Origin of the sequence: Luteimonas marina, from assembly GCF_007859325.1 — a bacterium.
Lineage (GTDB): Bacteria > Pseudomonadota > Gammaproteobacteria > Xanthomonadales > Xanthomonadaceae > Luteimonas > Luteimonas marina.
On record NZ_VOHK01000001.1, the window covers coordinates 623969 to 636124 of the forward strand.

Consider the following 12156-nt stretch of genomic DNA (forward strand, 5'->3'; position numbering starts at 1 on the left):
TATGGCACGGATCCCGATCGGCAACTTCGGCCAGGGCGCCGGCACCGCGCCGCTGGTCCGCACCCGCGTCAGCAACGAGGGCATGGACGCGGTCGAGCGTGCGGTCGGTGGCCTCGCCGGCACCGGCATGGCGATGGCCGATCGCCGGATGCAACTGCTGGAACAGGAGCGCATCCGGCAGCAGGAGGAGGCCGACGGGTCGGCCATGATGGATTTCGAAAACACCCTGGTCACCACTCGCAATCGGCTGCTCGAGGATCCGAACGAAGGGGCGGCGACGAAGCGCGGCCGCGATGCGATCGGGCTTGAGAGTGAGTTCATGCCGAAGTGGGACCTGGTCGTCCGTGAGCATGTGGGGCATCTGCCGCCCCGGTTGCAGGAGAACGCGCGGCGGCTGGCCGCGCAACACAGTCAGACGCTGGTCCTCGGGTTGGCCAGGCATGAGCTCAAGGAGGCCGACCAGTACCGCGCCGAGACGGCGAACGCTGGCCTGGCGCTGGCAATTGAAGACGCGATCTCGATGCGCGGAGACGAGGGCGCGGTGCATGACGCCATGAGGCGCGGCATCGATTACGCCGCTGTCGAATGGAATCGCCTCGGCATCGTAGGTGAGCAGCGGCAGAAGCTGCAGAACGACCTCGTCTCCCGCATGTACAAGCGCGTGATCGACGCGACTGCGCAATCCGACCCGGAAGAAGCCGAGCGGATGCTCGCGAAGCACCGCAAGCACCTGACAGCATCCGACACGCTCGACCTCGAGCAGTCGCTGCGACCTGCGATTGCCGAACGGAACGGACGCAAGATCGCCGAGTCGTTGCTGACGACCGGTGCAGCGTCGGCGCCGGGCGGGACGTATTCGGGCGAGGTCACGAAGACCCGGCCGAACGCCGCCCTTGTGGACGTCGACGCAGCCGCACGTCGGAAACTCCGGTTCGATCATCCGCAGCTGAACGGCTACGCGGCACTGGTCGAGCAGGAACAGGGCTTGCCGCCGGGGTTGCTCAACGCGATCAAGAACTCGGGCGAGAAGTCGAACAGCTGGCAGACCAGCCCGGCAGGGGCACAGGGCGTCATGCAGTTCATGCCGGCGACGGCGACCGCGTACGGCCTGGAGGATCCGGGAGATCCGGTGGCGAGCATCGACGCCGCCGGCCGCTACATGCACGACCTGCTGCAACAGTACGATGGCAACGTCGACGCCGCAGTCGCGCACTACAACGGCGGCGGCAAGGCAGGCAAGGCCGTTGCCGCGGGCCGCGCGCCGCCGGCGAAGGAAACGCGCGACTACCTCGCCCGCGTAAACGCCACGCTGGCACCGTCGCCGGCGCCGGCAGCGCGTCAGCGCACGGACAAGCCGCAGACGGCCGCTGAACTAATCGTTGGCCTGCCGGCGAACTTGCCGAGCGCAGAACGCAACGCTGCAGAGGCGCATATCCGAACCTTGGTCGCAGCGCGGGACGCGCAACAGGCGCGCCAGGACTATGACGATGGCATGGCGATCTTCAACAAGTCGTTGAAAATTCCTCCGACGCAACCGCTGACGATGATCCTCTCGGAGACGGAGCGCCAGTTCCTGGCCGAGAACCCCGAGTTCCTCGGCAGCATCAACCGCTATCGGGAACTCGTCGCAGCTGGCTCTGTCATCCGCGACGACCCCGTCGTGGTCGACAAGCTGCATCGCCTGCGCGCTGAGGATCCAACCGCGTTCAAGACCTATCCGATCGCGCAGCACGCCCACGAACTGAGCGGCGAGACGTTCGCGAGTTTCATCGCCGACCAGCAGCAGGCAAGTCGACCGGACAAGGCGGCGCAATGGGGCACCGAAGCAGAAGTGCTTCGGCTGGCCGCCATCGACATTGGCCTGGCTGGTGACCCGAAGGCTCGCGGGGAATTCGATCTCGCATTCTTCCGCGAGAAACGCTCCTTCGTGCAGCAGCACAAGCGCGAACCGAACGCCGACGAAATGCAGATCATCGTGAACCGATTGAAGCAGCCATTCGTGCGGCGCAAGTGGTGGGGCGGCACCGAGACCCGCCGGCTGTACGAGGGCCCGGCCGGAGGGTTCACCGTGCCGGCCGCGGCGCGCGCGCAGATCATGTCCGCCCTGCAGGATGCAGGCATCGCCGCGCCGACCGAGCAGCAGATCGTCGAGACCTACCTTTCCAGCGAGGATGCCCGCCTGTGAGCCAGAATCCCTACGCATCCGCTGCGGCCAAGGTTGCCGGCCGGCAACAGCAGCAGACGGCAACTGTGATCGCCGCGACGGAAGGCCAGACGTCACAGGCAACGGCCGAGGTCATCGACCTGTCACAGCGCACGGGAGCCCCGGTCGGTGCCGTCCGCGCCGATCCCGAGGGCGCGCGCCAGCATGTCGAGCGCCAGCAACTCGACACGCTCGCGGCGGCCTCGCCGACGGTGTCGGCCTGGGTGACGGGCGACCCCGACCGGTACGCGCTCGCGCGCGACGACGTGCCGCTGCTGGGCCGCTTCGCCGCACCGCTGCCGGACTGGCGGCAGCTGTTGAGTCCGACCACGCCGCTGCAGGCGCCGATCTACGCAGCAGCGTGGGCGTCGGGGCAATCGCCGCAGCAGGGGCTCGACGTGGCGCGATCCGCGCCGTCCGGTGCCGTCCAGGCTGCCGGTAGCGCGGTCGGCGGCTTCGGGCAGCTATACAACCTGGGCGAGCGCCTGGTCGACCGGACCATCGGCGCCGGCCTGCGCGGCATCGGCGTCCCTGACTTCGACCGCGAGAAGATCCCGCGCTGGCTGCGTCCGGGCGACAGCCTGGTCGACACTGGCGACGCGCTCAAGGGCGGTGCGGCAGCCATCGGCGCGCCGGCCGAACGCCAGACCCTTGCAACCGACATCGCGGGCGCCGTTGGCCAGATCGGCGGGCAGATAGTGCAGGGCATCGTCGCGCCGCAGACGTTGGGGCCGTCTCTGTTCGCGCAGGGTGCGGACGTGGTCGCCGAACGCGCGGAGGATGCCGGCACACTCGGCACCCCGTCGGCCGACGTTGCGATTCTGGGCGCCGGCGCGGTGACCGCAGTCTCTGAGCGATTGGGCCTGGATCGCCTCCTGCGGGCGATGCCGGCCAGCGTGCGCAGCGACGTGGCGCGGCGCGTGGCGGATATCGGCATCGCCGGCGGCGTCGAGGCGGCCACCGAAGTCGTCGAAGGCGTGGGCCAGGACCTGCTGACCCGTGCGCTGGTCGACGAGGATTTCGCCGTCGCCGAGGGGCTGGAACGCGAGGCCATCGCAGCCGGCGGCGCCGGCGGCATCGTCCGCGCCATCGTGCAGGCCGTGTCCGGCCGCAGGGCGCGCGCGCAGGCGCAGGCCGAGCAGAAGCATGTCGACGCGCTGGTCGACGCCGCGCAGGCCACCACGCTGCGCACGCGCGCGCCTGAGGCACTGGCCGAACTGGTCGACACCGCGCAGCCGGGGCAGCAGGTGTTCGTGCCGATCGAGGCGCTTCGGTCGCACTACGGCACCCGCACCGAGCAGGCCGTCGCCACCCTTGCCGGGCCGGATGCCTACGCCGAGGCGGTCAGCAGCGGCGCGGAGGTCTCGATCCCGCTGGGTCGGTACGTCTCGATCGTCTCGCAGGCCGACCATGCCGCGCTGCGCGAATCCTTGCGGCTGACGCCCGGCGAGGACGTGAAGCCGAACAGCCCGGCGCTCGATCGCGAGGCGCTGTTCGCCGAGGCCTTCGCCGACGCGCGGGCCGTCGAGGGTGGGACAGGCGCGGCCACCGTGCAGACCGACGCCGCGGATGCGGTGACGCCGGTCGAGGCAATGGACGCCGACAGCTACGCCGGCTACCTGGCCGCGCGCCAGGCCGCCGCAGAGGCGCAGCAGCGGGCGCGCGAGACCGAGCGGGCGCGGACGCAGCAGCAGGCCGCGGAACGGCGCCGCGCGCAGGACTGGAAGGCTACGGCCGCGGAGGTCGAGGCTGAACTGCGCGAGCAGCCGATCTACCGCGCCGAGCGCCTGCTGCGCACCGGCCGGCTTCCGGATGGCACGTTTGCCGAGGTCAAGCCGAAGCTTGACCGCGCCGCTGTCGTGGAAGCCTTCGGGCCGAAGGTGGCCGAGGCGCTCAAGGGCATGACCGCGCTGCGCGGCGGCCTGTCGCCGGACGCGGCTGCGGCGCTACTGGGGTTCGACTCGGGCGGCCGGTTGGTGCATGCGCTGACGACCGCGGTCCCGATCAAGGACGCGGTGGCCGTCGAGACCGACGCCCGGATCAGCGAGCGCGACATCGACACCACCGACCCCGACACCGTCGACGATGGCACCGACGCGCAGGCGAAGGCGCTGGAGGCTGAGATCCAAGGGCTCGAACGCCGTGCCGGCGGCGTCCGCACGCACGCCGTCATCTTCCGCGAGGTGGCGCGCCGGATCATGTCCCGCAAGGAAGTCGCCAGCATCCGCCCGGAGACGTACCGACTCGCCATCGCGCGAGCGCAGCGGGAGGCGGTGCAGGCGGCGATCAAGCGCGACTGGACGGCCCTGCGCACCGCGCGCCGGCAGCAACTGCAGGCGCTGTACCTGTACCGCGAGGCTCGCGACGCGCGCACGTTCGCGACGCAGTCGGGCAAGCGGTTCGCGCAGCTGACCAAGAAGGCCGCTCGCCAGCGCATCGGCAAGGCGGGTTCCGACTACCTCGAGCAGTTGGACGGCCTGCTTCAGCGGTTCAACCTGGCGCCGCTGACCGGGCCGCAGGTGGAATCCCGCGCCAGCCTGCGCGACTGGATCGCCGCAAAGGCTGCGCAGGGCGTCATCGTCGACGTGCCGCCGGCCATCGCGGACGAGGCGTTCCGCATGCCGCTGCGGAAGCTGAAGCTGGGCGAGCTGCGGGAACTGCGGGACGCGGTCGACTCGATCGTGCACGCCGCCAGCAACGCCAACCTCCTGCGGCTGGAAGGCGAGACCTTCAACCGGGAAGAAGTCGACCACGCGGCCGCGGAGTCCATCCTCGCTCACCACCGCACGCGGCAGCACGACAGCGGTGACCCGCGGCTTGGCGAGCGCGTGCGCGAGGAAGCGCTCGGTGCCCGGGCGCTGACCGCCACGGCGACGGACATCGCGCGCGAGCTCGACGGGTTCACCGACAACGGCGCAGTCTGGACCCACACCGTCCGCGTCATCCGCGAAGCGAACGCCCAAGCCGCTGCCGAGATCCGGGCAGCGCAGGAAGCGCACGCTGTCCTGAGGTTGAAGCACTACACCGATGCGGAACTGCGCAAGCTGAAAACCCGGCAGTTCATCCCGGAGGTTGGCGCCGCCTGGTCGAAGGAGCGCATGCTCGCTCTGGCGCTGAACTGGGGCAACGATGGCAACCGGCAGGCCATCCTCGAGCAGACCGACCGCCGACTGTCGCCGGAGCAGGCGGGTGCGATCCTGTCGCGGCTCGACGCGCGGGACTGGAACTACGTTGAGGCGGTCTGGAAGGCCATCGGCCGGCATTGGCCGGACCTGGCCGCCACGCAGCGGCGCAGGACGGGCCTGGCGCCGGAGCGCGTGCCACCGTCGCCATTCGTGGTGACGCTGCCAGACGGCACGCAGCGCGCCATCGCCGGCGGGTATTACCCGCTGAAATACGAAGCGCGCGACGTGAAGGAACTGCGCATCCTCGACCAGGAGGCCTACGACGCCATGCGGACCGGCCGCTACGCGAAGGCTGCCACCCGCAACGGCGCCGCGATCGAGCGCATCGGCAGCGGCGGGCGAACCGTCCGACTCGACCTGGGCGTCATCGGTCAGCACGAGCGCGAAATGATCCGCGACCTGCGGATGGGTGACGCGATCAACTACGTGCACAACGTCCTGCACGGGCCGGAGTTCGCCGCTGCGGCCAACGCCACCGGGCTGGCGCCGCTGGTGAACGGGCTCGACGTCTGGCTGCGCGATGCGGCTACCGGCGAGGTCGGCGTGCGGCGCTGGTGGGAACGTGGCCTGCGGATGCTGCGGACCAACTTCACTGCCAGCGTGCTGACGTTCAAGGCGACCTCTGCCGCGCTGCAGGTGACCGGCCTGCTGCAGTCGGGCGTCGTGCTCGGCAAGCGGCCGATGCTCGATGCCACGCTGCGGTTCTTCCGCCACCCGCGGCGCGAACATGACCGGGTCGTCAGGACGTCGGAGTTCATGCGCCAGCGCCTGACCACGCACGTCGAGGCGGTGCGCGCGGTGATGGACGCGGACGCCGGCACCCTCGCAGCTGGGCATGCGGCGATGATCCGGCACGGCTACTGGATGATCGGGCGCGTGCAGGCCACGGTCGACGTGGCGACGTGGATCGCCGCGGAGCGGGTCGCGCTCGATCGGGGCGACAACGCGGCGAAGGCGCGGGCCTACGCCGACGACATCGTGAGCCGGGCGCAGTCGTCCGGCGACTTCATCGACAAGACCGCCATCCAGCGCGGCACGCTGTCCGAGGGCATGCGCCAGTCCGAGCTCATCCGCGCGACCACGGTCCTGCAGTCGTACATGACGGCGAAGTGGAACGCCGCCTACGAGCGCACCGCGCGCGCCGACCTGCGGAGCCTGCGAGGCGGCATGGCCTGGTCGATGGACATGCTGTCCCTGTTCGTGGTCGAGGGCATGGTCGCGGCGATCATCCGCGGCCAGTGGCCCGAGGACGAAAAGGACGACGGGTTCCTGGATGACCTGGCGTCGATGGTGGCCGAGGAAGGGCTCAGCGCGCTCATGGGCGGATTGCCCGGCCTGTCGATCGCGGCGAGCGAACTGCGCGGCTACGACTCCAAGGGCGTGCTCGCCGACGCATTCGAGGCCGTCGGCCGATCCTGGACGCAGATCGAGCAGGGCGAACTGGACGGCGCGTTCTGGCGGTCGCAGGTGACGCTCGCGGGGTTCGCCTTCGGCATCCCGTCGTCGCAGTTGAACAAGTCGCTGCAGGCGATCGAGGCGGCCGGTGAGGGCGACGAGGTCAGCCCGTTGGAATACCTGACGGGGCCGGCGAAGGAGTAGGAGCGGGTAAGGCGGGCCATCGCGTACCATGTCGCCCGGTCGCTCCTCTGTGAGTAGGGGCGCGAGTAGATCATCGGAGCCGTTGTCTATTTTCCCTTGCAAATCAATTGCATGCAGGAACAATAAAATCCCGACTCCGGCACGCCATCCAGCGAAGGAGCCAGATGAGCCGTTACCTCGCGTATGCCGCCTGCATCGCCCTGACCCTGCTCTCGCTCGTGCTCGCGCTGCGCTCGCCCGGCTGGTGGTGGGGCTTCGGCATCTTCGCCGCGCTGGCGCTGCTGGGCACGCTCGACCTGCTGCAGCGGCGCGCGACCCTGCGCCGCAACTATCCGCTGCTGGCGCACTTCCGCTACGGCTTCGAGTCGATCCGGCCCGAGATACGCCAGTACTTCATCGAGGACGACCTGGCCGAGGTGCCGTTCTCGCGCGAGAAGCGCGCCCTGGTCTACCAGCGCGCCAAGAACGAGATGGACGTGGTGCCGTTCGGCAGCGAGCACGATCCCTACGGCATCGACTACGAATGGATCAACCACTCGCTGGCGCCCGCGCATGCCGATTCGCACGATTTCCGCGTGCTGGTCGGCGGCGCGCAGTCCGTGCCCTACGACGCCAGCGTGTTCAACATCTCGGCGATGAGCTTCGGCTCGCTGTCGGCCAATGCCGTGCGCGCGCTGAACGAGGGCGCGAAGCAGGGCCGCTTCTATCACGACACCGGCGAGGGCTCGATTTCCTCGTACCACCGCGAGCGCGGCGGCGACCTGGTCTGGGAGATCGGTTCGGGCTACTTCGGTTGCCGTGGCGAGGACGGCACGTTCAACGAGGAGCGCTTCGTCGCCAATGCCGCCGACCCGCAGGTGCTAATGATCGAGGTCAAGCTGTCGCAGGGCGCCAAGCCCGGCCACGGCGGGGTGCTGCCGGCGGCCAAGGTGAGCGCGGAGATCGCCGCCGCGCGCGGCGTGCCGCAGGGCGTGGACTGCGTGTCGCCGGCGTCGCATTCGGCGTTCGCAACGCCGGCCGGCCTGCTCGAATTCGTCGCGCGGCTGCGCAAGCTGTCCGGCGGCAAGCCCACCGGCTTCAAGCTCGCCATCGGCCATCCCTGGGAGTGGTTCGGCGTCGCCAAGGCGATGCTGGAGACCGGACTGACGCCGGACTTCATCGTCGTCGACGGCGCCGAGGGCGGCACCGGCGCGGCGCCGTCGGAGTTCATCAACCACGTCGGCGTGCCGATGCATGAAGGCCTGATGCTGGTGCACAACACGCTGGTCGGGATCGGTCTGCGCGATCGCGTCCGCATCGGCGCGGCGGGCAGGATCGCCAGCGCGTTCGACATCGCGCGCACGATCGCGATGGGCGCGGACTGGTGCAACGCGGCGCGCGGCTTCATGTTCTCACTCGGCTGCATCCAGTCGCGCAGCTGCCACAACGACCGCTGCCCGACCGGCATCGCCACCCAGGATCCGGCGCGCTGGCGCGCGCTCGACGTCGACGACAAGGCGCGGCGCGTGTTCCATTTCCACCAGAACACGCTCAGGGCGCTGCGCGACCTGCTCGGCGCGGCGGGGCTCGAGCATCCTTCGCAGCTGGGGCCGGAGCACATCCTGCGCCGGGTGTCGCCGACCGAGGTGCGTTCGCTGGCGGCGCTCTACCGCTTCCTGGAGCCGGGCGAACTGCTCGACCACGTGCCCGAGCACGCGGTGTTCCGTGCGTTCTGGCCGGCGGCGAGGACCGATTCGTTCGCGCCGCCGGAGCGGGCGATGGAGATGCGGCGGAGCAAGCTGATGTAGGCGGCGGTATCAGGCGCCGTCGGAATCCGGCGCCGCGTCCACCTGGCCCGTGCTTTTCGCCACCACCGCGGTCGCGGTCATGTCCGCCGAGGTGTTGGCGATGGTGGCGAAGACGTCGGGGATCGTGTCCATCGCCAGCAGTACGCCCAGCGGCTCCACCGGCAGGCCCATCGACTGGGTGACCGGCATGTTGGTGGTCATGAAGCTCACCTGGCCGGGCAGGCCGACCGAGCCCATGCTGACCACGATGCTCAGGCCGACCGCGGCGCCGAGCTGCACGGCGGTCAGGTCGACGCCGTACATCCAGGCGATGAAGCAGGCCACCACGATGTACTGCGGTGGGCTGGCGATGCGGAACAGCGACACCGCCATCGGCAGCACCAGCGAGGTGACCGCGAGCGGGTAGCCCAGCCGGGTACGCGCGCTTTCGATCATCACCGGCAGCGATGCCAGCGACGATTGCGTGCTGGCGGCGATCGCCTGCACCGGCAGCAGCGCCTTGGCGAAGCGCGCCGGGCGTTCGCCGGCGGCGAGCGCGGCGACCACGTACAGCAGCAGGGTGATCGCGATGTAGAGCGTGCACTGGGTCAGGATGTAGTAGCCCAGCGCGCTGAGCATGTCGATCCCGACCCGCGCGCACACCGCCAGCACCAGCGCGAACACGCCCAGCGGCGCCGCCCACAGCACCCAGCGCACGATCACGATCATGGTGTCGCCGACGGTGCGCACCAGGTCGAGCATACGCGCGCGGTGTTCCGGATCGATGCGGGTCAGGGCGAAGCCGAAGAACATCGCGAACACCACCAGCGGCAGCATCGCGCTGTTGGCGGCGGCGGCGATGGCGTTGCTGGGGATGATATTGGCCAGCCAGGCGCCGACGCCGGCGGCCGCCGGCAACGCCTCCGGCGCCTGGATCGCGGCGCGGAAGCTGGCGATCAGGGCCTCGTCGCGCGGCATCAGCGACAGGAAGGTCGGCGCGGCGATCGCGGCGAAGGTCCCCGACAGCGCCAGCAGGACGAGGAACACGACGATCGCGGTGCGCGCAGTGCGACCCGAGGCCGCGGCGTCGGCCGCGGAATTGATGCCGACCACCACCAGCGCGGCCACCAGCGGCACCACCGTCATCTGCAGCGCGTTGAGCCAGAGCCGGCCGATCGGCTGCACGGCGTCGGCCACCTGCAGCGCGCGCTCGTGGTCGAAGGCCGCAAGCAGCAGGCCCACGGCGGCGCCGGCGAGCAGGGCGATCAGGACGCGCGCGGGCGTGGACAGGCGCGGGCGCTGGCCGGCGGATTCATGGGTCATGGGCGTGCGGGATTCGATGGAAGGAGGGGAGACTGGATATCACGGGCGGAGGGGGCGGACTGGCGGCATCGGGCCGGAAAGCGTTTGGTCGAAGACAGCCTTCCATCGCCGGTCAGGCATCGAGCAGGGAGCGCACGTGCTCATGGTAGTCGTCGAACTGCCGCCGCCGCGACTCGTCGCCGCACAGCAGCAGGAACACCAGGTCGAGCAACTGCTGCAGGGCGGCGTGGTACAGCAGCGGCTCGACGTGGCGCGCCTCGTCGTGCGCCGAGACCAGCAGGGACAGGTCGGCGTGCGCGCGCAGGGGGTTGGCCGTGTGCCGCGTCACCGAGATCACCTTGCCGCCGCGCGCGCGGAAGATGCGCGCCAGCTGGCACAGCGTCGCGGCCTCGCCGCGCTCGGAGAACAGCAGCAGCACGTCGTCCGGCTGCGAGGTCGCGACCTCGGCCGGCACCAGCACCGGGTCGAAATGGTGGATCGCGAGGAAGCCGAGCAGGGACAGCCGGGTCGCGAACGCGCGCGCGACGACGCTGTCCTCGCCGATGCCGACGGCGAAGGCCTTGCCCGCACCGCGCAGCATGGCGGCGACGGCCTCGATGCGCTCGGGCGGGTTCAGCAGCCGCGTTTCCTCCTCCGCGCGCGACTTCGCCTGCCAGAGTTCGCGCGCGAGCGCGTCCTGGACGTTGCTTTCGTCGCCGGCAGCGGCCGGTTCCGCGCTGTCGCCGTTGCGTGCGACCGCCTCGCCGATCGAGTACTTCAGGTCGGGATAGCCCTTGAAGCCGAGCTTCTGGCTGAACTTCACCACGCTCGATTGGCTGATGCCCAGCGCGTTGGCCAACTGCTGCGAGGAGTAGTCGCGTAGCAGGTGCGCGTTGTCGAGGATGAAGTCGGCGATGCGGCGCTCGATCGCCGACATCTGGCCGCGCTCGGAGCGGATGATCAGCAGCGGCTGCATCGCGCAGGCGTCAGGCGCTGATCGGCTTGTAGCCGCGGATCGCGCGGATGCCGAGCCCCGGCGCCTCCGACACCGAGATCTCGGACTCGTTGAAGGTGACGCCGCCGTCCACCGGGTCGAACGCGCACAGCGAGGGGCCGTCGAGGTCGACCTTGGTGATCACGTCGGACTTGGCGATCGCCACGTGCACCGCCGCGGCCACGCTGATGCTGGTCTCGATCATGCAGCCGATCATGCACTCGACGCCGTACAGAGCGGCGATGTCGGCGATGCGGATCGCGTTGGAGATGCCGCCGGTCTTCATCAGCTTGATGTTGATGATGTCGGCGGCGCGCCGTTCGATCAGCTCGATCACCTCCAGCGGGCCGAACACGCTTTCGTCGGCCATCACCGGCGTCTTCACCCGGTCGCTGACGTATTTCATCCCGGCAATGTCCTGCGCGCGCACCGGCTGCTCCAGCAGTTCCAGGTGCACGCCGGCGTCCTCGAGCGCGTGCATCGCGTGCACCGCCTGCTTCGCCGTCCAGCCCTGGTTGGCGTCCAGGCGCAGCAGGGCGCGGCCCTCGACGGCGGCGTGGATCGCCTTGACCCGTTCGACGTCGAGGCCGATGTCCTTGCCGACCTTGATCTTCAGCGACTCGAAGCCGCGGTCCACCGCCGAGATCGAGTCCGACACCATCTTGTCGATATGGTCGACGCTGATGGTGATATCGGTGGTGATGACCGGCTCGCCACCGCCGAGCATGCGGTACAGCGGCGTCTCGTACAGCTGCCCCCACAGGTCGTAGACCGCGATCTCGACCGCGGCCTTGGCGCTGGTGTTGCGCTCGAGCGCGGTCTGCACCAGGCGCACGATGCGGTTGAGGTTGGCGATGTCCTCGCCGATCAGGCGCGGCGCGATCACCTTGCCGATCGCCTCGATCATCGAGCCGTGGGTGTCGCCGGTGATCACCGCGGTCGCCGCGGCCTCGCCGTAGCCGACGTGGCCGCTGTCGGTGTGGATCGAGACGATCAGGTCCTCGACCGTGTCCACGGTGCGCAGCGCGGTCTTGAACGGCGTCTTCAGCGGCACGCGGACCATGCCCAGGCGCACTTCCGTGATCTTCATCGCTTTCCCCCCGCGGC

General features: G+C 69.9%; 6 protein-coding genes. 3 read left to right on the top strand and 3 right to left on the bottom strand.

What is annotated here, in order from left to right:
• The first annotated feature begins 1 nt into the window (after window position 1).
• The 3 genes from FQY83_RS02965 (at window position 2) to FQY83_RS02975 (ending at window position 8774) form a co-directional block, all read left to right on the top strand.
• The gene (locus FQY83_RS02965) at window positions 2-2185 is read left to right on the top strand and encodes a lytic transglycosylase domain-containing protein (protein ID WP_146384886.1); all 2184 of its coding nucleotides are present in this window, start codon (window positions 2-4) and stop codon (window positions 2183-2185) included.
• Window positions 2182-6987: a hypothetical protein gene (locus FQY83_RS02970; protein ID WP_146384888.1), complete on the top strand. Its 4806-nt coding sequence runs from the start codon at window positions 2182-2184 to the stop codon at window positions 6985-6987. The genes FQY83_RS02965 and FQY83_RS02970 overlap by 4 nt, the downstream gene beginning before the upstream one ends.
• Window positions 6988-7151: 164 nt before the next feature.
• Window positions 7152-8774, top strand: a complete 1623-nt coding sequence (locus tag FQY83_RS02975) for an FMN-binding glutamate synthase family protein (RefSeq protein WP_146384890.1) — start codon at window positions 7152-7154, stop codon at window positions 8772-8774.
• 9 nt (window positions 8775-8783) lie between these two features.
• Here the strand turns inward: FQY83_RS02975 and FQY83_RS02980 are convergent, their stop codons facing one another.
• The 3 genes from FQY83_RS02980 to FQY83_RS02990 all read right to left on the bottom strand — a co-directional run bounded on the left by FQY83_RS02980 (window position 8784) and on the right by FQY83_RS02990 (window position 12139).
• Window positions 8784-10076: a dicarboxylate/amino acid:cation symporter gene (locus FQY83_RS02980; RefSeq protein WP_238333379.1), complete on the bottom strand. Its 1293-nt coding sequence runs from the start codon at window positions 10074-10076 to the stop codon at window positions 8784-8786.
• Between the two features lie 112 nt (window positions 10077-10188).
• Window positions 10189-11031, bottom strand: coding sequence for a MurR/RpiR family transcriptional regulator (locus tag FQY83_RS02985; RefSeq protein ID WP_146384892.1), 843 nt, complete (start codon window positions 11029-11031; stop codon window positions 10189-10191).
• A 10-nt stretch (window positions 11032-11041) separates the two neighbouring features.
• Window positions 11042-12139, bottom strand: coding sequence for a dipeptide epimerase (locus FQY83_RS02990; protein ID WP_146384894.1), 1098 nt, complete (start codon window positions 12137-12139; stop codon window positions 11042-11044).
• Window positions 12140-12156: the final 17 nt, after the last annotated feature.

Excerpts from the sequence above, each read along its gene's own strand:
- FQY83_RS02965 (WP_146384886.1), top strand. The coding sequence starts at position 2 with ATGGCACGGATCCCGATCGGCAACTTCGGCCAGGGCGCCGGCACCGCG.
- FQY83_RS02975 (WP_146384890.1), top strand. The coding sequence starts at position 7,152 with ATGAGCCGTTACCTCGCGTATGCCGCCTGCATCGCCCTGACCCTGCTC.
- FQY83_RS02980 (WP_238333379.1), bottom strand. The coding sequence starts at position 10,076 with ATGACCCATGAATCCGCCGGCCAGCGCCCGCGCCTGTCCACGCCCGCG.
- FQY83_RS02985 (WP_146384892.1), bottom strand. The coding sequence starts at position 11,031 with ATGCAGCCGCTGCTGATCATCCGCTCCGAGCGCGGCCAGATGTCGGCG.
- FQY83_RS02990 (WP_146384894.1), bottom strand. The coding sequence starts at position 12,139 with ATGAAGATCACGGAAGTGCGCCTGGGCATGGTCCGCGTGCCGCTGAAG.